Annotated in this window: 21 protein-coding genes; 11 read left to right on the top strand and 10 right to left on the bottom strand. The window is 47.2% G+C overall.

Annotation, left to right across the window (positions count from 1 at the left end):
* Positions 1 to 4: 4 nt before the first annotated feature.
* Positions 5 to 577, bottom strand: coding sequence for a LemA family protein (locus tag Q0K92_RS09580; protein ID WP_297325580.1), 573 nt, complete (start codon positions 575 to 577; stop codon positions 5 to 7).
* 182 nt (positions 578 to 759) lie between these two features.
* Between Q0K92_RS09580 and Q0K92_RS09575 the strand changes: the two genes are divergently transcribed.
* Positions 760 to 1,137: a DUF4156 domain-containing protein gene (locus Q0K92_RS09575; protein ID WP_297325579.1), complete on the top strand. Its 378-nt coding sequence runs from the start codon at positions 760 to 762 to the stop codon at positions 1,135 to 1,137.
* Between the two features lie 68 nt (positions 1,138 to 1,205).
* On the opposite strand, the gene Q0K92_RS09570 is transcribed toward Q0K92_RS09575, so the two are convergent.
* The 6 genes from Q0K92_RS09570 to Q0K92_RS09545 all read right to left on the bottom strand — a co-directional run bounded on the left by Q0K92_RS09570 (position 1,206) and on the right by Q0K92_RS09545 (position 5,996).
* Positions 1,206 to 1,562, bottom strand: coding sequence for a hypothetical protein (locus Q0K92_RS09570; protein WP_297325578.1), 357 nt, complete (start codon positions 1,560 to 1,562; stop codon positions 1,206 to 1,208).
* A 115-nt stretch (positions 1,563 to 1,677) separates the two neighbouring features.
* Entirely contained in the window at positions 1,678 to 2,337 is a 660-nt protein-coding gene (locus Q0K92_RS09565) for a Crp/Fnr family transcriptional regulator (protein ID WP_297325577.1), read from the bottom strand.
* A gap of 47 nt (positions 2,338 to 2,384) precedes the next feature.
* A complete protein-coding gene (locus Q0K92_RS09560) occupies positions 2,385 to 4,133 on the bottom strand; it encodes a hypothetical protein (protein ID WP_297325576.1) in 1,749 nt (582 codons plus the stop codon).
* Between the two features lie 56 nt (positions 4,134 to 4,189).
* Complete coding sequence (locus tag Q0K92_RS09555) at positions 4,190 to 4,462, bottom strand: DUF4242 domain-containing protein (protein WP_297325575.1); 273 nt, start codon at positions 4,460 to 4,462, stop codon at positions 4,190 to 4,192.
* Positions 4,463 to 4,525: 63 nt separating this feature from the next.
* Positions 4,526 to 5,122: a TetR/AcrR family transcriptional regulator gene (locus Q0K92_RS09550; protein WP_297325574.1), complete on the bottom strand. Its 597-nt coding sequence runs from the start codon at positions 5,120 to 5,122 to the stop codon at positions 4,526 to 4,528.
* A 130-nt stretch (positions 5,123 to 5,252) separates the two neighbouring features.
* The gene (locus Q0K92_RS09545) at positions 5,253 to 5,996 is read right to left on the bottom strand and encodes a Mut7-C RNAse domain-containing protein (protein ID WP_297325573.1); all 744 of its coding nucleotides are present in this window, start codon (positions 5,994 to 5,996) and stop codon (positions 5,253 to 5,255) included.
* A gap of 125 nt (positions 5,997 to 6,121) precedes the next feature.
* Here Q0K92_RS09545 and Q0K92_RS09540 point away from each other — a divergent pair, with 125 nt between their 5' ends.
* Entirely contained in the window at positions 6,122 to 6,313 is a 192-nt protein-coding gene (locus Q0K92_RS09540; protein WP_297325572.1) for a hypothetical protein, read from the top strand.
* Positions 6,314 to 6,430: 117 nt separating this feature from the next.
* On the opposite strand, the gene Q0K92_RS09535 is transcribed toward Q0K92_RS09540, so the two are convergent.
* Together Q0K92_RS09535 and Q0K92_RS09530 are read right to left on the bottom strand one after the other, a co-directional pair.
* A complete protein-coding gene (locus tag Q0K92_RS09535; protein ID WP_297325571.1) occupies positions 6,431 to 7,708 on the bottom strand; it encodes a cytochrome P450 in 1,278 nt (425 codons plus the stop codon).
* A 51-nt stretch (positions 7,709 to 7,759) separates the two neighbouring features.
* Positions 7,760 to 9,826 (bottom strand): di-heme-cytochrome C peroxidase, encoded by a 2,067-nt coding sequence (locus Q0K92_RS09530; RefSeq protein WP_297325570.1) that lies wholly within the window; start codon positions 9,824 to 9,826, stop codon positions 7,760 to 7,762.
* 390 nt (positions 9,827 to 10,216) lie between these two features.
* On the opposite strand from Q0K92_RS09530, the gene Q0K92_RS09525 reads away from it, so the two are divergent.
* From Q0K92_RS09525 to greA, 4 genes are all read left to right on the top strand, one after another.
* Positions 10,217 to 11,722, top strand: a complete 1,506-nt coding sequence (locus Q0K92_RS09525; protein ID WP_297325569.1) for a bifunctional metallophosphatase/5'-nucleotidase — start codon at positions 10,217 to 10,219, stop codon at positions 11,720 to 11,722.
* A gap of 207 nt (positions 11,723 to 11,929) precedes the next feature.
* The gene (gene carA, locus Q0K92_RS09520; protein WP_297325568.1) at positions 11,930 to 13,084 is read left to right on the top strand and encodes a glutamine-hydrolyzing carbamoyl-phosphate synthase small subunit; all 1,155 of its coding nucleotides are present in this window, start codon (positions 11,930 to 11,932) and stop codon (positions 13,082 to 13,084) included.
* 46 nt (positions 13,085 to 13,130) lie between these two features.
* Positions 13,131 to 16,340 (top strand): carbamoyl-phosphate synthase large subunit, encoded by a 3,210-nt coding sequence (carB, locus tag Q0K92_RS09515; protein ID WP_297325567.1) that lies wholly within the window; start codon positions 13,131 to 13,133, stop codon positions 16,338 to 16,340.
* A 68-nt stretch (positions 16,341 to 16,408) separates the two neighbouring features.
* Positions 16,409 to 16,885, top strand: a complete 477-nt coding sequence (gene greA / locus Q0K92_RS09510; protein ID WP_297325566.1) for a transcription elongation factor GreA — start codon at positions 16,409 to 16,411, stop codon at positions 16,883 to 16,885.
* 10 nt (positions 16,886 to 16,895) lie between these two features.
* Here greA and Q0K92_RS09505 read toward each other — a convergent pair whose 3' ends face one another.
* On the bottom strand, positions 16,896 to 17,249 hold the full coding sequence (locus Q0K92_RS09505) for a YhbY family RNA-binding protein (RefSeq protein ID WP_297325565.1): 354 nt from the start codon (positions 17,247 to 17,249) through the stop codon (positions 16,896 to 16,898).
* A 30-nt stretch (positions 17,250 to 17,279) separates the two neighbouring features.
* Here Q0K92_RS09505 and Q0K92_RS09500 point away from each other — a divergent pair, with 30 nt between their 5' ends.
* The 5 genes from Q0K92_RS09500 to Q0K92_RS09480 form a co-directional block, all read left to right on the top strand.
* Positions 17,280 to 17,900, top strand: coding sequence for an RlmE family RNA methyltransferase (locus Q0K92_RS09500; protein WP_297325595.1), 621 nt, complete (start codon positions 17,280 to 17,282; stop codon positions 17,898 to 17,900).
* A 170-nt stretch (positions 17,901 to 18,070) separates the two neighbouring features.
* On the top strand, positions 18,071 to 19,990 hold the full coding sequence (gene ftsH / locus Q0K92_RS09495; protein ID WP_297325564.1) for an ATP-dependent zinc metalloprotease FtsH: 1,920 nt from the start codon (positions 18,071 to 18,073) through the stop codon (positions 19,988 to 19,990).
* 126 nt (positions 19,991 to 20,116) lie between these two features.
* Complete coding sequence (gene folP / locus Q0K92_RS09490) at positions 20,117 to 20,899, top strand: dihydropteroate synthase (RefSeq protein WP_297325594.1); 783 nt, start codon at positions 20,117 to 20,119, stop codon at positions 20,897 to 20,899.
* Between the two features lie 64 nt (positions 20,900 to 20,963).
* Positions 20,964 to 22,325, top strand: coding sequence for a phosphoglucosamine mutase (glmM, locus tag Q0K92_RS09485; RefSeq protein ID WP_297325563.1), 1,362 nt, complete (start codon positions 20,964 to 20,966; stop codon positions 22,323 to 22,325).
* A 176-nt stretch (positions 22,326 to 22,501) separates the two neighbouring features.
* Positions 22,502 to 23,289: PstS family phosphate ABC transporter substrate-binding protein (locus Q0K92_RS09480; RefSeq protein ID WP_297325593.1), on the top strand; the 788-nt coding region annotated here is incomplete at its 3' end.

Here is a 23,289-nt window from a genome sequence, read left to right as displayed (position 1 = left end):
TGCGCTAGCCAAACAATTGACCGATATTGACGTCCTGCTTATCGGCGTCGCTAAACTCCAGCAAATCGCGCGGCTTGAATTTGAACCAATTGGCGATGATGACATCGGGAAATTGTTCGATGCGCACGTTGTTGATTCTGACCGCTTCATTGTAATACTCACGGCGATCGGCGATGCTGTTTTCCAGCCCGGTAATGCGTGCCTGCAAATGCTGGAATTTCTCGCTGGCTTTCAATTCCGGATAATCTTCCACAACCGCAAACAAATTACCCAGTCCCACCCGCAGCTTATTCTCGGCAGAACCCAACGCGCCGACATTGCCCGCTTCGCGCGCGGTCGCGACCTGCGAGCGCGCCGCGATCACCTGTTTGAGTGTTTCCTGTTCAAACCCCATGTATTGCTTGCAGGTTTCAACCAGCTTGGGCAGTTCGTCGTGACGCTGTTTCAGCAGAATATCAATATTGGCCCATGCCTGTGACACGGCATGCTTAATATCAACCAACCGGTTATAGAGCATGATGCCGTAACCAATAGCAATCGCAATTCCTGCCAGTGAAATATAAATAATGATATCCAATGTCGTCCCCCCTATAAGTTATGCGAGTAAAATATACCTGAAAGGCCATGCAAGGAATTGCTTAAAAAGCAATCCATACGGGTTTTATTTCACAGTATCCATCGACTTCATCGCTATTGACGGGTAGCGTGACGGTTATCTATGCTATCCGGCTTAAGAAAACGAGTATTCAGGAGTTACCCATGCATGTTTCAACAAAATCATACACATCCATCAAAACGATGCTGACTGCATTGATCATCATCGGCTGTGCCGAAATCTCGGCACAACCGGAAGCAGTCAAACCCGTTACCATCATGGTCGGTGAGCAAGGTCCCGACGGATGCGAATTACTTGGAAAAATAAAGGGCTCTTCAAAAGACGATTCAATCGATGCAGCCGACGACAATACGCCCTACGTCGATCGGTTGATCAAAGCCAGAAACAATTTAAGGCATGAAACGCAGAAACTGGGCGGCAATAATGTGCATATCATTCGTTCCAACAATACCGGCAAGTATGAAATTCCCGGGATGGACAAGGAAATCATACTGATCGGAAATGTCTATCGCTGCGAATAAACCGGAAAGCAATTTGTATGCGTTCTGCGCAACCGCATTCACGGCATACCCGGTCACTCGCAGCTTGTTCAGTCGCTTGTCTTAGCTTGATAATCGGTCAGTATTCCGACGATGATGATTACCACCCCCGCTGCGATATAAAGATTCCTCGCGATTTCATCGGCAGCAAAACCCAGGATAAAAGGCACTGCAATCAGCGCAGGACCAACCACACGCTCAATCCAGCCATGCACAGGAAATGGAATGATCTTGACGATCCCGAAAGGAAAATCAGAAGCCAATGTGACAAGCAGATGAATAGCGGCGAGACTGTACGCCAGCAAAGCCGGTATTTGATTTAGCCCGAACAGGGTTGGGGCAAGTAAAAATAGAATGACGGTCAGAAAATCAAGATAACCGTGCATGCGCGGTGAAATTACTTTCATGTTAACGCTCCTGTATTAATTGTGGTCACCCCGATGGGTTACCATGCCAAACATTAATACAGCACTATCACATTGTCTGTTAGCTACAAAACAAAACCACTCCGAGTGATGGCAGTTATTTTGCATGGCAAAACGCAGTGAGCGCAGCATCATTGATGCAAATCTGGTCACGCGTGTAGTCCAGCATGCCGCGGCTTCTGAAATCGTTCAGAATTGTGCTCACCACCGGGCGGCTGGCACCGATCAAATCCGCCACATCCTGTTGCGTTAAATGAATTTCCAATGCATAACCATGCGTGCAGCGTATGCCAAACATCTCCGCCAGCTCCAGTAACGCGGCTGCAAGGCGCATCTCAACCGGCTGCGTCAGGATGGTGCGGAGTTTACGCTCGATTTTTTGTTTGCGGACATAGGTTTGCTCAAAAACGTACCATGCCAGCTCCGCATGCTGCGATAACAGTGCTTTGAAATCTTGATATGCCAAGCGGTAAAAATCGACTTCTCCTAATGCCTGTGCGGTCTCTTCCATTGCATGATGCGCAGCATGTTCTCCCAAGAAACCAATCACATCGCCTTTCCTGAGCAGCGCGATGGTAATTTCGGTTCCTTGAGATGTCAGGTGCGAGAGCTTCACGATGCCGTCTTTTATCCAGAAAACATTGGCACAATGATCACCTTGACGATAGAGGAAATCTTTATTTCCAGCATTAATTTCCTGAATCGAAGGAAAATCTTTTTTTAATTGCTCGAAATCGCTTTCGAATAATGTATTCATGGTGTTATCAAAAAACATCGATCAAATCCTGAGGTGTCGGCACACCGTCATTCACGTCCGAAACGGGATGCGCTCAATGTCACATCGGCACGTGCCCAGGCCTGTTCAAAACGCGCTGCGATGACTGCCGCCTGATCATCCTTCTTTTGTGCGCGCAGTGCCTGCGTCAAGCCGTAAAGCGCCCATCCGTTATTGCGATTGCGCCGCAAATCTTCCCAGTACACCGTCTCTGCTTCGCCTGGCCGTCCTGATTTCAGCAGAATGGCGCCCAATGCCAGTCGTGGCGGCAAGTGAAATTCCAACGGTTCCGTATACACCAGGGCATCTTCCAGACGAACTGCAGTTTCAAGGTGTGCAATGGCTTGATCGAACTGCCCACGCGCAGCAGCAATCTCGCCTGCGAGTACCTCAGGCGCTGCGTTCAGCACAGTCCTGGTGGTATTTTTCGAGAGCAGCGGACCATCCAGCAGCGGGTCTTTCATGATCTTGCGCAGTGCTGCCAGTTCCTGTTCGGCTTGTTGCAATTGGTCTGTCGCGACAAATGCGAGGCCGCGCACATAATGCCAGCCTCCTGTTAAAAATAGATTGGTCGATGGCGGTGCAGGCTCTGCAAGAATTTCCTGCCAGTGGCCAAACCTCGCAAGTGCCCAATAAGGAGTAATACGGAAGACTGCTGTCAATGGTATTGCCTTCAGCACGGCATCATCAATTTTACTGGCAACTTCGCGTGCAGATTGGATGGCAATCTTGCTTTGACCATCCACAGTCGCTGCAAACCAAAGAAAATGGATGTTGTGCGGATAGTACACCATCGGATACAAACCTTGCGCATGGCACTGCGTGATGTAATCTTCATCCGCCGCGATTGCAAGCTGATTACTCTTCATTGAATCGGCATACCGGCCTACGCGCTGATAAATATGCGATGACATGTGTATCAAGTGTCCCGCCGCAGGCATCAGCGTTAATAGTGTATCGGCTGCTTTTTCTGCGCGCTCGGGCGTACTTGTCGGTTCTATCAGGTGGATATACATATGCAGGGCGCCCGGGTGTTTTGGATTGCGCCGCAACACTTCTTCGGTCAGCGCGACGATTTCGGCTGTTCCTTCATACGGCTGGCCATCCAGCATCCAGTAGCCCCAAGGCCGCAGATCCATCATGGATTCCACATACAGCATCGCAATATCCGCATCATCCGGAAAACGTTGATGCACTTCCCGCATGGCCTCCGCGTAAGCCTTATTATTCGCTTCCCGTTGCTCAGCCTGCCCCGAATAACGTTTCTCAAGCGCATTGATCAGTGCTTGTTCCTTCGGTGGCGCATTCGCCATCAATGACTTGGCCCGTTGCACGATCTCCAACGCCTGAGGTTCTTCGTTCGGTTCCATCATGGCGTTGATGTTGGGGCCAAGCACCAGCGCCTGCCCCCAGTAAGCCATCGCAAGGCCGGGATCCAACCGCGCCGCCTCACGGAACGCCCGGCGTGCTTCGGCATGATTGAATGCGTAGGCGAGATTGAGGCCCTGGTTGATGTATTGCTGCGCTAACGGATTGCGTGTGCTGACGGGAAACGTATGTTCCCCTAAGTTGTGCAACTTGGGTGCAAGCTGACCATCCGGACCTGGCTTCTGCCCCTCATCTGATTGCACGTAATGCTTATGGCCACCTCCCGACTCTGCGGCAGCCTCATGTTTTTTGGTCGCACTTGCCGCTGCATTCTCCGCAAAAGACTCAGAGATACCGGCGACAGTCAGAATTAGAATGAATATCGTGGATCGAATGACGTAGGATTGCATGGACATTACCTCCTTTAAAAATGCTCATTTTCACGAGCGATCGTAATCTTCCCGTTCTACTCAGCGGTGGTTGGATCGATCACGGATTTGATTCGTGCAACACGATTAGCGGGAAATTCACCTTGCTCGGCATGTGCTCTGATAGTCGCTTCGTCGGGCGCGATGTAAATGCAATAGACTTTATCATCCGTCACATAGCTTTCCAGCCATTGGATTCGTGGCCCCATGCTGTTCAGTATGCCGCATGATTTCTGCGAAATAGCTTGCAAGTCTTGTTGTGTCAACGAACCCGCGCCGGGAATTTCCCGTTCGATGATATATTTTGGCATTTTATCTCCTGTAGAATGAAATTAATTAAATATGACCGGTCGTATTTATTTAAGTGAAAAAATTTAAGCCCTGAAATAATCTCCCAGCAAATCCTGACAACACTGCTTAATCGGAGCGGATGATTTTTCTATCTTCATGCGCAATAAAGCACCTTGCCACGTATTCACCAGCAAATCAGCCATTTCTTCCGCTGATTTATCCAGTCTTACCGTACCTTGCTGCTGCGCTTTAGCCAACCCCGATTGCAATAAATCCCGATAACGCTTAACCGCGGATTGCAGCGACTTCTGGAAAACTTCACTGGTATCCCCCATTTCTCCCATGAAATTACCCAGCAGGCAGCCACCTTTAAACTCATTCTTTTCAAGTTCTACAATGAGTTCATCAAAATAGCGTTTGATTGCACTGAGTGCATCAGCACCGGAGTTATCCAAGTAGGCTGTTAATTGCATAATGAACGGCTCAGTGTAATGTTGAATAACATCAGCACCAAAATCCTCTTTACTGCCAAAGTAATTGTAAAAAGAACCTTTGGGAATATTTACCGCATCCAGAATTTCCTGTAACCCTGTCCCATGATAGCCTTGTTCCATGAATAGAGTAACACCATGGTTTAACAGATTTTCCCTATTAAATTCTTTTTTGGTTGATTTAGACATGCCTTAATAATACGACCGGTTGTCTTTAATGTCAAGCCAAAAAAAATGTACTCCGATTGCGCTTATGAGATCGCACCTTGTCGCGTGCGATCAAGTAGCGCGGAACCTGAGTTTTGGCTGCAATGAATGATCATTTTGCTGCAGAAAATTCATCAATCAGATGCTTTACACGCACGCAGTGGCTACCCTGCCAGTAAATCCGTTTACATTCCGGGCACAACAGAAATCTATCGTAGTGCTGCTTGGTCAATGGCTCCAACCGATGCTCTATTTTTTGCTTTTCGGTTTCCACTAATTGTCCATTGCAGTACGTGCAACGTGTGAGTGGCTTTAACAAAGCATATAAATCAAATCGTTTCAAAACTTCTTGCGTTTGAATTTTAGGTAAACTTGCCCGGACAAAATATCCATAAGTGATAATCCTGCGCTGTAGCAATGTGCGGTCACGCGTCAGTACGGTGCGTTGTTGTTCACTGGCTATTCTCGCCACTGTGGCATCATCATAGTCATTGCGATACCAGCAATCAAATCCCAGCAACCTTAAATAGCGCGCCAATCTTCCAAGATTAACATCCACTAAAAATAGTGGCGGCCTTAATGATGCTGGACGAAGTGGTGGTAATAGCGCCACGGCCGGATGTTCAGATGCAGGATAAACCTGAATCTCATCACCGCACTGCACAATATAGCTAAAATCGACTGCAATCCCATTGACCAGAATCCATTCAATTTCCGTGTGCGGTACATTGAAAGATTCAATCACGTCCTTGACTGAAGCTTTCCGATCAAGGTTATGAATAATTTCAGTGTCGCGCAACGCGCGTTCGACAAAATCATTTAATGACTGGTAAAAATGCAATCTGATTTGTGCCATTGATCACGCTATTGCTAATTAAAATTACTTTAGTTTGATTCAAATCAATGTGCTATGCCACCTCAACCGGTAATCTATGAACCCGTAACAAAGGCGATTGATTATCAACCAACAGAAGGTTTTCTATGAGAATTACACATTTTTTTGTAGTAGCTGCAGTAATGACATTAGTTGCTTGTGGCGGTAAGCCAACAGCGCCGGAGACGCCTGATCCTGAAGCTTATGGCAAGACGATCCAGCCATTCCATCAAATACCGGCCGGTGATCAGGAAGGCGGCGGAAAGGCCAGATCAACTGAAGAAAAATCTAATTATTAATGTTGACCACTCAGTGTTCTATCGCTAAAAATCACAAGCAAATTTGCGCGATAGAACACTGAATCCAGTAGTACTGCCGTAGCAGCAACGCAGATAATTTTTCAACGTCCTATGCGGCTACACAGCCCAAGCCAGATCATATGATTCAGGGAAGGGACCGGATTTGTAATCCATGTTGCCTTGAGGTGCGACATCCTTCTTCAATAATACCTGACGCACCATTTCAGGAATCATCACCATACCCACATAACGCCCCAGACATTCATGACTACCGAAGCCAAAATGAAAATAGTTATACCAATTGCGTTGCGGAATGAATTTTTCCGGTGATTCAAATGCCCGTTCGTCAAACATAGCTGATAGCGTTACCGGTAACACATAAGTACCGGCACGCAGCACGGTTTCATAATTGGTACCTTTTGCTGCCGTATAATCGCTCGCGGTGGTACGGAATAAATAAGGCGTAATCGGCGCAAAGCGCAAAGCTTCCCACACAATACCATCGAACTCGGCGGTATCTTCCTTCTGCGCAGCAGTCTTTGCGATGGCCAGCCACTCGGAGTGCTGAAACAGATATTGCAGCACTTGCGCCACGGCCTGCGAAGTGGTTTCGATTGCGCCAATCAGAAGACCGCCGGCATTAACCCCTAAGCGCTTAATATCAAAATCCAGTTCTTTGGCAAAACTGGTACGCAACATTCTTGTCACAATATCGTCTTGCAATCTAATGATGGTTGAAAACGTCAATTTTTCGAGTTTAACCGCCAGCAGGCGCTTCGCAATGAGCATCGTAATATAGCTGCCGAGTTTTTTTGAAGTCTCGTTGTGACGATCGATCACCTGTTGGGACAATTCCGGAGAGAGCAAATCGAAAGGATGATTATGGAAGGTGTCGTATTGATTCCAGTAAGACCATTCAATCAGATCAGCCGTCTTGGCACCGGTTAATCCGAAGTATTTTTGTACCAACGTGGCTGGAACCGTACGACAAAAATCATTGACAATTTCAATCCGGCCATTGCCCTGGCTGAGAATTCCCCGTGCAATATCCGCCACCATGCTACGCACCCTGGGCAGATCATCACGATTCAGCATACACTGCATCAGTGATTTCTCACGGGTATGCAATGCATCATCATCATGCATCATCAGGTAATTATCCATTTTTGGCACATAGGGTTTGACGGTAAATACCTTATACATCGTCAGTAATTCTCTCACATCGTCAAACCGGGTAACCAGTGTGCATTTCGGGGTCACCAAAATGGGGCGTTTCTCACGCAATTCTTTAAAAAATGGCAAAGGCTCTTTATCCATCCAGCGACGCACTAGTGGAAATTTATCTGCTTCAGGCGCTGCATCATACTGTTCAAGATAACTTGTACTGGTATTCATTGCATTACTCCCTTTTCATTAATATAAGGACTGTTAAAGAAATTATTCAGATCACAGCGTTTTGAGGTATTCCAGCAAATCCAATTTTTGCTCTTTAGTAAGTGGCTTTAAAATTTTACCATTAGGCTGTGCTGTCTTACCGGATGCATACTCGTGACCGGCATTGCTATTGCCTCTGATTTCCTCACCATTCTGATCCGTCGTTTTAAAAGTAAACCCCTGATACCCACTGCTTTTAAAACCCACTCTGACCGGATCAAATTCGCGTGACCCCACTTCAAATTGTTCCGGGCGATATTCACCGTCCTCCGAATCACCTGGCCGTTTCTTGGGCAGCAATAAATCATACAGCGTAGGCACGGAACCATTATGCAGATAAGGTGCGGTCGCCCAGATACCATTTAGGGGCCGCGCTTTATAGGCATTCAAAGAAGCCAGCGGACTGACTGTGGTATCCGGATCATAATTTCCATGCTTGATCGAGGACTTGATTTCATTGTGAAAAAACGCTTTTGCAATATCCAAAATCCACTCAGCCCAACGCCGAAAAAATAATTTATCGGGGTCAGGCGTAGCCACCACATTTAAAGTTGCTTTGGTCAGCAAGGCTGCCACGGGCGCTTCTTGGTCGAGTAAAATATCGCCCACACCGAGGCCCACATACTGATTGCGCAGGATGCCTGAAAAACCCGCATATTCCGTGCTGTTCTTCGCCATCGCCGGATCGGTCCCGACGTCGCTGATTCTCGACATTTTAGCGACAACGCGGCGTTCAGGGTCAGCACGATCAATCCCGGTATGACAACTTGCGCAATACTCATTAAATAGTGGTCTGCCACGTGCTGCACTTTGCTTGTCTATCGCGCCTAAAATCTCTTCCGGCCATTCAGGTGATTGCAATTTTTGTAAATGGGATTCGATTCTGCGCAGGTTATGCACATTGACTGATGACGTAAAATTGATATCCGTTTTACCAATCAATGTTGATAATGTCGTACCTTTTTCTTCTCGCCAGTCAAGCGTGCCAAACACGCCGATCACTTCACCGGTATTGCGCCCGACCGGACCAAGCCCGGCATTAGCGGCCAATCCATTCCACTGTACATAATCATGTTGGGGAATGTCCCATAAAAATGGGTAACTGACCGGTGCATTGGGCGGATTAAACAACTTCTTACGCAAATGTCCTAATTGCTCCCAACCCAGGGTCTCAACAAGACGATTGACTACACTGTCGCGCTCCTCGCCACTCATCACTCGACTTACATTCTGGGTGATTTTATTGAGATCTTCTTCCGTAATATCTTTACCGTCTGCCAGCTTGCCATCACGCAGCAATTCCCTGAGTACGCGCTCATTGACGAGATGTTCCAACACTCGGTTATAGATGCGTCCAAACGCATCCAGTCGTGCATAGCCATAAGCAATGTCGCTGTGATTGATGGTGATGTAGCTGGCAATGCGCTGTTTATAGACATCCAGATCGTCGAGCACCTCCTTTTCTGATTTGTAGTTACCGCGCGCCAGTACATTCTTGACAAAGCGATTCCTGACTTCTTCATTTTCGCGTGTGTAATACAGGGCTTTTGCCAGATCCTTCATGATGTTTTCCATATCCGCACCGGCTGGACCGCCATCGATACGGATACCCACACCGTTATAGTTTACCTGCCCGGTGTGACAGGCTGCGCAAGTCAAGCCTATGAATTCTCTCCCCTTATAACCATCTTTCACCCATCCGACGGGTAGCGCATCGGGATTGCTGGCAGTGGCTTTCTGCGGTAGATAACGATAGAAATTCATATTGTCATCCGCACGGAAAAGCTCCGGTTTTTTAGGCTGCTCCAATACCATGAAGAAATCATAAGGCATCAGGTTGGATCCCTGCGTGGTGGTATAAAACCACAAACTGTCCGCATTATCCCAACCTTGATCAAGATACTTGACTGTTGTATAGCTATCACCAAATTGATCTTGTTTGACAGTGGTCGCACCACGAACAGGGTCAGTCTCCGGGATTAACGTACAAGCAGATAATATTCCGATGAAGAAAACCAATGCTGAAATAAACATTAAAAGCCGTTTTTCTGACGATACAAAATATTGTTTCACGATCATTCCCCTTTCTACTTGAATTGATTTAATCAGTATTATCAAGAACAAGAACGCACTATCTTGTACAACTTCTCATTCCTTACATGACATGACCCTGGATTATCTGATTCGAGGTCCGTGCTGCCATCTCAATCTTGGCGAATTGTATTGCTTTTTATACTCTGACAGTTCTTGATTATATTCAGAATCAGTCATTGATAACAGCAATACTGAAATTTGATGAAAAACCCATTGAGAATCCGCAAAAATCATCATTCCTGAGTGACACAACCGCATCAATCATGCACTTTACACGTTCACAGATTCCCCTTCTATTAGAAAAACGACATGCAATTTGTCAGATATTGAGTAACACTTTAATATGGCCCTGAAATAGAAATTACAAAAACCATCGTGAAAAAAACCTACTTTACTCTCTTCATACTGTTTTTCGCCTTTGCCGCAGTGGCTTGCAGCACGCTGCCGGCTACCCGTACCGACGATCACAGGATTCATGTGACGATCCTGCATTTTAGTGATATTTATGAAATCACACCCGTCAGTGGCGGCAAAGAGGGAGGAATCGCACGGGTCGCCACATTACGCAATCAATTGCTGGCGCGTAACCCCAATACCCTCACCACATTAGGCGGAGATCTGTTGAGTCCTTCTGCGATTGGCACGGCTCAGTATGAAGGCGATCGATTAGCCGGCAGGCAAATGGTCGATGTATTGAATCACTTCGCATTGGATTATGCCACTTTTGGCAATCACGAATTTGATATCAAGGAAAATCAATTCAATCAACGCATCCAGGAAGCAAAATTCACCTGGATATCCAGCAACGTATTCGCTGCTGACGGTCATCCTTTTGCAGGCGTCAAGCAAAATCTTGTCATCCCGATTCACGACAAAAAGAGTGGCAAAACATTCAGAATCGGCATGTTCGGATTGACCCTGCCCATCAATCAACCCAGTCATGTCCGTTATTCCGATCCATTGACCACCGCCCATGCTCAAATCGCACAACTGCTCGATCAGCAGTCCGACTTTATCATTGCTTTAGCCCATCAGAACATTAGCGACGATATCAAATTGTTACAAGCATCTCCACAAATCGGCTTGCTACTGGGCGGACATGAACATGAAAATCACCAGAACTGGCGCGGCAATTTCACACCGATACTGAAAAGTGATGCCAATGTGCGCTCAGTCTATGTGGTTGATCTTTACTTTGATCCACAAACCGGAAAAACCGAGATCAAACCCACGTTCGTACCCATCAACGACAATCTGGCAGAAGACCCGGGCATCAAAGCAGTGGTCGACCAATGGATGACCATTGCTTTCAATGCCTTCCGTGCACAGGGTTTTGAACCTGAGGCTGTGGTGACAACGATCACGGAAGCGCTGGATGGATTGGAATCCAGCGTGCGCAACCATCCAACCAATCTGACTGAACTGATAGCTAAAAGCCTGTTGCGCCCTTACCCCGCAGCCGAACTCTCGCTCTACAACAGCGGCTCGATCCGCATCGATGATGTTCTGCCGGCAGGCCAAATCACCGTCTATGATGTCATTCGCATTTTGCCATTTGGTGGCAAAGTCCAACTGGCGACGATAAAAGGTAATCTACTGATAAAAGTGCTGAATCAGGGGTTGGCGAATAGAGGTTCAGGCGGCTTCCTGCAATCCGCCCATGCACAGCAAGTCAATGGTACTTGGCAGGTTAACGGTGCTCCGATTGACCCCTCGAAAACCTACAAGCTGGCGATCACTGATTTTCTCGCTTCAGGAAAAGAACGTGGTTTGGATTACTTGAATTCGAATAATCCGGATTTCACCAGTATCAACCCAGGGGAAAACTACGATATCCGCCAATTGGTCATTGATCAGTTGCGAAATAATTCAAAAAACTGAAGCTTTTTTCCTTTCAAACTTAAAGCACTCAAAAAACAGCGCGACTCATGCACAGAGCTGACAAAACCAGCTTGCAGTCAGCATCAAAGCACCGGCATACAAAAACAAACCTTTTTCACGTATAATCCCTTGCCAAAGCCAAGGCATTTAAAAACTTGTTAGCCTTGGCTCAATTTCCATATCTTGTCAGTATCCAAGGAGTTTTTTGTGTCACAACGCCCGCACGCCATCCTCGCACTAGCCGATGGAACAATTTTTCGTGGCGTGTCTATTGGTGTTGACGGTATCAATACCGGTGAAGTCGCTTTCAATACGGCAATGACCGGTTACCAGGAAATATTAACCGACCCTTCGTACTGTCAACAGATCATCACACTGACTTATCCGCATATTGGCAACACCGGTACCAATCCGGAAGATTTTGAATCAGGCAACATCAATAAAGTGTACGCCGCCGGTTTGGTGATACGTGACCTGCCGCTGGCTGCCAGCAATTACCGCATGACCCAGACATTATCCGAATTTCTCAAAGCGCAGCATGTCGTCGCCATCGCTGAAATTGATACGCGCAAGCTCACGCGCATTTTACGGGAAAAAGGCGCACAATCCGGCTGCATCATGGCGGGAAATATTGATGAAGACCAAGCATTACAGGCTGCCAGAGCATTCCCGGGACTGGCCGGCATGGATCTTGCCAAAGTGGTCAGTTGTCGGCAATCGTATACCTGGACAGAAGGTGAATGGTCATTGGAGGATGGTTTCCGGATTCAGGAAAATCCCCAATATCACGTCGCCGCATTTGATTTTGGCATCAAACGCACTATTTTGCGCAAACTGGCGCAACGCGGCTGCAAGGTAACCGTTTTCCCTGCACAGACCTCGGCTGATGAGATTCTAGCGGTGCGGCCTGATGGCATATTTCTCTCCAACGGACCGGGTGATCCGGAACCTTGTGATTACGCCATTTCCGCCACCCAGGCGTTGCTGAAAAAGAATATTCCCATCTTTGGCATTTGCCTCGGTCAGCAATTACTCGCGCTGGCCACTGGCGCACGTACCATCAAGATGAAATTCGGCCATCATGGTGCGAATCACCCAGTGCAAGATATCGATAGCGACAAAGTGATCATCACCAGCCAGAACCACGGTTTTGCGGTTGATGCGGATACCTTGCCGGATAATGCGCGTATCACGCATGTATCGCTGTTTGATGGCAGTCTGCAAGGATTTGAGTTACTGGATAAGCCCGCCTTTTGTTTTCAGGGCCACCCGGAAGCCAGTCCAGGACCGCATGAAGCGGATTACCTGTTTAATCGCTTTATCAAAATGATGCAGCGTTATAAAAATCAGTCCCCACAATAATTCGATAACCCGACCATAAACCACGCAATTTTATCCGTTAGAAAGTATGCCTAAACGTACCGACATTCAATCCATCCTCATCATCGGTGCCGGCCCCATCATCATTGGCCAGGCGTGCGAATTTGATTATTCCGGTGTACAAGCCTGCAAGGCCTTGCGCGAAGAAGGTTATCGCATCATCCTGGTGAATTCCAATCCCGCCACCATCATGACTGATCCGGAAATGGCCGATGCAACCTATATCGAGCCGATCACCTGGGGCATGATCGAAAAGATCATCGCCATCGAGCGGCCGCAAGCACTATTACCGACCATGGGCGGTCAGACCGCATTGAACTGCGCATTAGATCTGGTCAAACACGGTGTACTGGAAAAATACGGCGTTGAACTCATCGGTGCGTCACGTGAAGCCATCGACATGGCTGAAGACCGTGAAAAATTCAAACAAGCGATGACACGTATCGGGTTAAACTCTGCCCGCTCGGCGGTTGCGCACAGCATGGAAGAAGCATTGCAAGTTCAAGCCATGGTGGGTTATCCGGTCATTATCCGCCCTTCTTTCACGATGGGTGGCAGTGGCGGCGGTATCGCCTACAACCGCGAAGAATTTCTGGGTATCTGCGAACGCGGATTGGAAACTTCCCCCACCAAGGAATTGCTGATCGAGGAATCCGTCATTGGCTGGAAAGAATTTGAAATGGAAGTGGTGCGGGATAAAAACGACAACTGCATTATCATCTGCGCCATTGAGAATATCGACCCGATGGGTGTGCATACCGGTGATTCGATTACAGTAGCGCCTGCACAAACACTGACCGACAAGGAATATCAGCTGATGCGCAACGCATCGATCGCTGTGTTACGTGAAATCGGCGTGGAAACCGGCGGCTCCAATGTGCAATTTGCCATTAATCCTGAAAACGGCCGCATGCTGGTGATTGAAATGAATCCGCGCGTCTCGCGTTCTTCCGCACTGGCCTCAAAAGCAACCGGTTTTCCGATTGCCAAAATTGCTGCCAAACTGGCGATCGGTTATACCCTGAATGAGCTGGACAACGATATCACCGGCGGCATCACGCCGGCATCCTTTGAGCCCACCATTGATTACGTCGTCACCAAAGTGCCGCGTTTTGCATTCGAAAAATTCCCACAAACCAATGATCGTCTGACCACGCAGATGAAATCGGTCGGCGAAGTCATGGCGATTGGCCGCACTTTCCAGGAATCCCTGCAAAAAGCCTTACGTGGACTGGAAACGGGCGTGGACGGCCTGGATGAAAAAACCGATAACCTGGAAATCATCAGAACCGAGCTGGCCAACCCTGGTCCGGAACGGATCTGGTTCATCGCCGATGCGTTCCGCTGCAAACTGTCGATTGACGAGATTCACCAGCTGACGCATATCGATATTTGGTTCCTAGCACAAATTGAAGATCTGGTCAGACAAGAACAGGCGCTGACCGATACAACACTGGAAACACTGGATAGACAAGCATTGCGCACACTCAAGCGTAGCGGTTTTTCTGACCGGCGCCTGGCAAAGCTGCTCAATACCGGACAAACCGCAGTCCGCACTTACCGCCACCAACTCAACTTGCGGCCAGTCTACAAACGTGTCGATACCTGTGCGGCTGAATTCGCCACCAGCACAGCATACATGTATTCCACCTACGAAGACGAGTGCGAAGCGCATCCCACGAATAAAAAGAAAATCATGGTACTCGGCGGCGGGCCCAATCGTATCGGTCAAGGTATTGAATTTGATTATTGTTGCGTCCATGCGGCATTAGCGTTACGTGAGGACGGTTTTGAAACCATCATGGTCAACTGCAACCCGGAGACCGTTTCGACCGACTACGACACATCCGATCGTTTGTATTTTGAACCGCTGACACTGGAAGATGTGCTTGAAATCGTCGCGGTGGAAAAGCCCGACGGCGTCATTGTGCAGTATGGCGGACAAACGCCGCTCAAACTTGCGCGCGATCTGGAAGCTAATGGCGTACCGATTATCGGCACCAGCCCGGATATGATCGATTGCGCGGAAGATCGCGAACGCTTTCAGCAAATGCTGCAACAATTGGGCTTGCGGCAACCGCCTAACCGCACCGCACGCAACCCGGAAGCCGCTTTGATCGCAGCTGAAGAAATCGGCTACCCGCTGGTGGTACGTCCCAGTTATGTACTGGGTGGGCGTGCGATGGAAATCGTGCACGAAAAAGCCGACCTGGAACGCTACATGCGCGAAGCCGTTAAAGTTTCCAATGATTCGCCGGTATTACTGGATCACTTCCTCACCAATGCCACGGAAGTCGACGTCGACGCGATATATGACGGAGAAACCGTGCTGATCGGTGGCATCATGGAACATATCGAACAGGCGGGTGTGCATTCCGGTGATTCCGCGTGTTCGCTGCCGACTTTCAACTTGCAACCTGAAATGCTGGATGAATTACGCCGCCAGACTGCTGAAATGGCGCGCGCACTGCATGTTATTGGTTTGATGAATATACAATTTGCGATTCAGGACGATACGGTCTATGTACTCGAAGTCAATCCCCGGGCGTCCCGTACCGTACCCTTCATCTCCAAGGCAACCGGCCTCCAGCTGGCAAAAATCTCGGCGCGCTGCATGACAGGAAGATCTTTGATCGATCAGTGTGTTACCAAAGAAATCATCCCGGAATATTATTCCGTCAAAGAAGCGGTATTCCCCTTTATTAAACTCCCTGGTGTTGATACGATTCTGGGCCCGGAAATGAAATCTACCGGTGAAGTGATGGGAATGGGCGTTACTTTTGCTGAAGCTTTTGTCAAATCGCAATTAGCGACAGATGTGCGTCTGCCCACTTCCGGCAAGATTTTCATCAGCGTACGGCAATCCGACAAATCACATGCAATTGAAATCGCGCGCAGCCTTTCAGGCCTTGGCTTCACCCTGTATGCGACACGTGGCACTGCCGCCGCAATTACGGCAGCCGGAATAAGCGTCATTATCATTAATAAAGTGGCGGAGGGTCGCCCACATATTGTGGATATGATTAAAAATGGCGAGATCAATTTAATCGTTAATACTGTTAATAATCAGCGTAGCGCCATACGAGATTCATATTCAATTCGCCATGCCGCACTGCAAGCCAAAGTAACCTACTACACAACGTTGGCAGGCGCGCGTGCTGCTTGTATGAGTATAATCAACAGGCGTGAACTACAGGCTTATAACTTACAGAAGTTGCACATGCAACTTAAAACATAAGCAATCAAGCAATTAGTCTTATTTTATTATTTTAAGAAACAAGATGAAATGAAAGGCAAAAAATCACCATGAGTACTATTCCATTAACGGTAGCTGGAGCAGAAGCATTGCGCAAGGAACTACATGAAATGAAAACCGTGCACCGCCCGGCAGTTATTGCAGCGATTGCGGAAGCGCGCTCCCACGGCGATCTTTCTGAAAATGCCGAATATGACGCTGCCAAGGAAAAGCAAGGTTTTATTGAAGGGCGTATTATCGAGCTGGAAAGTAAACTCTCCAGTGCACAAATCATCAATCCAGCCCTCATTAACGCGGATGGTGCGTGTGTTTTTGGTGCCACTGTCGAATTGGAGGATTTGCAAAGCGGTGAAACGGTGACTTATCAAATCGTAGGTGACGATGAAGCCAGTATCAAGGACGGAAAAATTTCCATCAGCTCACCCATTTCACGAGCCCTGATTGGTAAACATGCAGGAGATATTGCAGAAGTTCAAGCACCTAGCGGTATACGCGAGTATGAAATACTCGATGTAAAATACATTTAGGATAGAAGCTTCAGCTCTGAAAACTGCGCTTGGTGCGAAAAGGCTCACGCTTCTTTCTATCAGGTGCACGGGCAGGTTTCTTATCGGCTTCTTCCGGTTTAGGTCGATAAATAACAAATATTTTGCCAATATGCTGTACCGGAGCAGCATTCAGCTGCTGGCAGATTTCCTCAAACAGTGCATTTCTGGCAATCCGATCGTCAATTTGAGCTTTAATCTTGATTAATTCATGGCTTACAAGCCCGCGCTCTATTTCTTCAATCACACTGGCCGACAGACCGGTTTTTCCGATCATGACAACTGGATTGAGTGCATGTGCTCGTGCTTTAAGTTCACGTCGATGTGCAATAGTTAGTGTTATCATAAATTCTCTTGAAACGTATCATTTTACTTGATGAAGCGGGCTAAAACCAGTAAAGCTTGGATGAAAGAGCATGTCAATGACTTTTTTGTCAAGCAGGCCAGAAAAGAAGGTTACCGTTCACGTGCCGCGTATAAATTACTTGAGATCATTGAACGCGATCAAATATTGAAACCAGGTATGATTGTCGTTGATCTGGGCGCGGCACCCGGCAGTTGGTCTCAGGTTGTCAGCCATAAAGTAGGTAACCGGGGAAAAATTATTGCATTGGATATCCTGGATATGCAACCACTGCCTGGGGTTGAATTTATTCAAAATGATTTTAGAGAAGAATGTGCAATCGATGAACTGAAAAAACATCTGGGTGACCATCATCCGGATCTTGTCATTTCAGACATGTCGCCCAATATCAGTGGTATTGTAGTCAGCGATCAGGCCAGAAGCATGTATTTGGCTGAACTGGCACTAGCATTCGCACTGGAGCAACTGAACTATGGTGGAAATTTTCTGGTCAAAGTTTTTCAAGGTAGGGATTTTGATCAATTTCTTCGTGATATGCGCGCTGGATTCAAAAGCGTGATGATACGAAAACCCAAGGCTTCGCGTGACCGCAGTAATGAACTATATTTATTAGGACTCGACAAAAAGAAATAACCGAGATTCACTGAGAAATGAATGGATCCCTTCAGTGATTACAGTCGATGTTAATAGTAGGATGATAGTTCTGCAGCAAACTTATATGACATGAACTGTTCTGTTATATTTTACAAAATAGGGTTAGAATGACTAATCAATGATTTTAAGGTGCAAATCAAGGAGCTATTTTGAATAACTTAATTAAAAACATGGCCATTTGGCTGGTAATTGCACTTGTGTTGATGACCGTATTTAATCAATTCAGTGTACGTCAACCGGCGCAAGTACCTATGGAATACTCTCAATTCATTACTGAATTGAATCAAGGCAGAATCGCTAAGGTTATCATCGAAGGACGAACACTTAAAGGCACAAAGTCTGATGGCAGACGTTTCACAACCTATGCGCCATCGGATCCTTGGATGGTGAGCGATTTACTGAAAGCTGGCGTTATTATTGAAGCCAAACCGGAAGAAGAACCATCCATGCTGATGAGTATTTTCATCTCATGGTTCCCAATGCTGTTACTGATTGGCGTGTGGATATTCTTCATGCGCCAAATGCAAGGTGGTGGGCGCAATGGTGGCGCATTCTCGTTCGGTAAAAGTAAAGCGCGCATGCTCGATAAATCGGCCAACACAGTGACTTTCAATGATGTTGCCGGCTGCGAGGAAGCGAAAGAAGAAGTTGCAGAACTGGTTGAATTCCTGCGTGATCCGACCAAATTTCAGAAACTGGGTGGACGTATTCCACGCGGCGTTTTGATGGTAGGCAGCCCAGGAACAGGTAAAACGCTGCTGGCTCGTGCAATTGCAGGAGAAGCGCAAGTACCGTTTTTCAGCATTTCAGGTTCTGATTTTGTTGAAATGTTTGTCGGTGTGGGCGCATCGAGAGTACGCGACATGTTTGAGCAAGCCAAGAAACATGCGCCCTGCATTATCTTCATTGACGAGATTGATGCGGTCGGTCGTCAACGGGGCGCCGGTCTGGGTGGCGGAAACGATGAACGCGAACAAACACTCAATCAATTGCTGGTGGAAATGGACGGCTTTGAAGGTGCCATGGGTGTGATTGTAATTGCAGCAACCAACCGTCCCGATGTGCTGGATCCCGCTTTGCTTCGTCCTGGCCGCTTTGACCGTCAAGTAACGGTACCACTACCTGATATACGTGGTCGCGAACAAATTCTTCATGTGCATATGCGCAAAGTACCGCTTTCACCCGATGTCAAAGCTGATATTCTGGCACGTGGTACACCAGGTATGTCAGGCGCTGATTTGGCCAATTTGGTCAATGAAGCAGCGCTGTTCGCAGCACGCAGCAACAAGCGGTTGGTGGATATGGATGATTTTGAACGTGCGAAAGACAAAATTTTCATGGGTGCAGAGCGGCGTTCAATGGTAATGCCTGAACATGAACGCCGCAACACGGCTTATCATGAATCAGGACACGCTGTTGTAGCGCAATTATTGCCTAAGACCGATCCGGTCCATAAAGTAACGATTATTCCACGAGGCCGTGCGTTGGGTGTAACCATGCAATTGCCTACCGAAGATCGTTTCAGTATGGAACGCGAAGAGATTCTGCAAAGAATCTCGGTGATGTTTGGTGGACGTATTGCTGAAGAAGTTTTTATGAAACAAATGACTACAGGCGCATCCAATGATTTTGAGCGTGCAACGGAATTAGCGCGACAAATGGTAACTCAGTGGGGGATGTCCGATATTCTTGGCCCAATGGTATATGGTGAAAATGAAGGCGAAGTTTTTCTGGGTCGTTCAGTCACCACGCATAAAAATATGAGTGAAGCGACTATGCAAAAAGTTGACGCAGAAGTTCGCCGAATTGTCGATGAGCAATATGCAATTGCACGCAAACTCATTGAGGCCAATAAAGACAAAATTGAAGCCATGACCCAGGCTTTATTGGAATGGGAAACGATTGATAGTGACCAGATCAAGGATATTATGGAAGGTCGCCCACCGCGTCCGCCTAAACCACCTCAATCAATATCTCCGACGGCAACCGATGGCGAGTCATCATCGGTAAAGTCTGATGAACAAGGCGAGCCCGAAGCACCACGAGAAATAGTCAAAGAAGCTGATTAATCGTTGTTAATTTAAAAAACGGGATACGATCAAAAAATCGTATCCCGTTTTCACTTCCCTACTTCTTTTTTTACTGTGCCCTCATTACAGCAAAACTTCATCGCCTCAGCCAGTCGCCCATTAATTATGGGGGTGATCAACATCACGCCCGACTCCTTCTCGGACGGTGGGTTGTATCTGTCGACACAAAAGGCGATCGCACATGCCAGAGATCTTATTGCTGAGGGTGCCGACATCCTGGATATCGGCGGAGAATCGACGCGCCCGGGCAGTCAATCGGTCAGTATCGATGAAGAACTAAACCGTGTCATTCCTGTACTGGAAGCGCTTGTTGACACCAATATTCCAATTTCAATTGACACTTCCAAACCTGAAGTCATGAGGCAGGCAATCGCAGCAGGTGCTTTCATGATCAATGATATTAATGCACTACGCAGCGCAGAAGCATTGGCAGTTATCGCGCAACATGATCATGTGCAAGTCTGTTTGATGCATATGCAAGGCACACCACAAAATATGCAAGCGAATCCGCAATACCAAGATATCGTCTCCGAAGTTAAGGATTTCCTGCAGCAACGCCTTCAAGCGGCAAAAGCTGCGGGTATCTCGCCAGATCGGCTAGTAATTGATCCTGGTTTTGGTTTTGGCAAAACGCTGCAGCATAACTACATATTGCTTAATCAACTCAGTGAACTTACAACACTTAACGTTCCAGTACTAGCCGGTCTATCGCGCAAATCCATGCTCGGTGCCATTACTGGAAACAGTGTGGATCATCGGATCCATGAAAGTATCGCAGCAGCCTTGTTAGCAGTAGTTAAAGGTGCAAAAATCGTACGCGTACATGACGTCAAAGCAAGCAAGGATGCGCTCTCTATCTATACAGCCATGCAAAACTGCGGCGTATAAAAAAACAATTGTTAATGATTATTTTTTTACACATAGCCCTTTATTTATAAATCAGATATATAAATTGACAAAAAAATACTTTGGAACTGACGGCATACGAGGACGAGTAGGGAAAGATCCTATTACACCTCAATTTATCATGCACCTGGGGTATTCGGCAGGCCAGGTTCTCGCTGCTGCGGACTGGCACCTTATGGAAGGAAAGCGCCCAACAGTGCTGATCGGCAAAGACACCCGGGTATCGGGTTATATGCTTGAATCGGCACTGGAAGCAGGATTATGCGCGGCTGGTGTAGATGTCATCCTATCCGGCCCCATGCCAACTCCTGCCATCGCTTATCTGATTCGCGCCCTGCGGTTGCAGGCCGGTATTGTTATCTCAGCTTCGCATAATCTATTCGAAGATAATGGTGTTAAGTTCTTCTCTGCTGTAGGCAGCAAGCTTCCTGACGACATGGAGCACAAAATAGAAGCCGGTTTGAATGCGCCCATCGAAACCAAGCCCTCAGCACAATTAGGGAAAGTACAACGGATTGATGACGCTGCCGGTCGCTACATCGAGTTTTGTAAGAGTACTTTTCCTTATCATCTGGATCTGCGCGGACTAAAAATCGTAGTCGATTGCGCACACGGCGCTGCCTATCATATTGCCGGCCATGTGATGCATGAACTCGGTGCTGAGGTGATCACCATCGGAGTACAACCCAACGGCCTGAATATTAATCTTGAGTGTGGCGCCACCCATTGCTCGACGCTACAAAAAGCCGTCAAACAACACCATGCCGATCTGGGTATTGCATTGGATGGCGACGGTGATCGTGTCATGATGGTGGATAAGCAGGGGAAACTGTACGAAGGCGATCAACTGATCTACATCATCGCCAAGCATCGTCAGCAGAGAAAAGTGCTCAAAGGCGGCGTTGTAGGTACTTTAATGACCAATCTTGCGATAGAAAATCGTTTTAAGAAACTGAATATTCCATTTCTCCGTGCCAAAGTGGGCGATCGTTACGTACTGGAACTATTGCAAGAAAAAAAATGGCACCTGGGTGGAGAAAATTCCGGGCATATCATTTGTAGAGACAAGCATACGACGGGGGACGGCATTATTGCTGCTTTGCAGGTATTGTATGCATTACGTGACACTCAGAAAACACTGGCTCAATTTATGCGCGGCGTCTTACTATATCCACAGCGTCTCATTAATGTAAAAATTCCCAAGTCATTTCACTTCGATACCAGCAAAGCGATTAAAATCGCACAAGAAGCAGCAGAAGCTGATTTGAAGGATAAAGGACGTGTTTTAATTCGCGCATCCGGCACTGAGCCTCTCATTCGTGTGATGGTTGAGGGTGAATCAAAACATAAAGTCAATCATTGGGCTGAGAAAATTGCTGAAGCGGTGCAAACCGCCAGCAACTCATAAAAACTCATTCATTCGACTACTTGCAATGCGATGTACAGTGCGTTCCGGTGCAGACAATTGGATTGTCATAATTCTGTAACAATTCTGAAATAGTATATTGCATTAATTTTGAAAATTTTTTCACTTGGAGAGTATCAATGTTAAATCCATTTAACTTCGGAGCGCTCACTGTAACAATGCTGCTGAGCGTATCCATGACTACAGGAATTGCTAATGCCAGCCCCATCGTTAAAATTGACGGCTCCAGCACTGTCTTTCCCATTACGGAAGCGGTTGCAGAAGATTTCCAAATCGCCAAACGCGGTGCAGTCCGCGTGACAGTCGGCATTTCAGGTACAGGTGGTGGATTTAAGAAATTCTGTCGAAATGAAATCGATATCGTCAATGCATCCCGCCCCATTACCCCTACAGAAATGGAAGCCTGCAAGAAAGAGGGTGTGCAATATATTGAAATGCCAATTGCTTTTGATGCTTTGACCGTTGTCGTCAATCCCAAGAATACCTGGAGCAAAACCATTACCACCGAGGAATTGAAGAAAATCTGGGAACCCGAAGCACAAGGCAAAGTGACTAGCTGGAATCAAATAAACCCCGCATGGCCCGACAAAAAAATCAAACTCTATGGTCCAGGTGCGGATTCCGGCACATTTGAATACTTTACTGAAGCGATTGTTGGGAAAGCCAAATCAAGTCGCGGCGACTTTACAGCATCGGAAGATGACAACGTTCTGGTACAAGGTGTTGCCAGTGACATCTACGCATTAGGCTTCTTCGGATTTGCTTATTATATCGAGAACATCAAAAAAATTAATGCGGTCGCAGTCGATAGTGGTAATGGCGGCGTACTCCCCTCTGCAGCAACCGTAGAAAACAATAGTTACAAGCCGTTATCACGCCCGATATTCATCTATGTCAATGCCAAATCAGCTGACAAGCCAGAAATTAGCGAATTTGTTAATTTTTA

The sequence above is a fragment of the Nitrosomonas sp. genome, from assembly GCF_024282095.1.
Lineage (GTDB): Bacteria > Pseudomonadota > Gammaproteobacteria > Burkholderiales > Nitrosomonadaceae > Nitrosomonas.
This window is presented reverse-complemented; position numbering and strand designations above follow the sequence as displayed.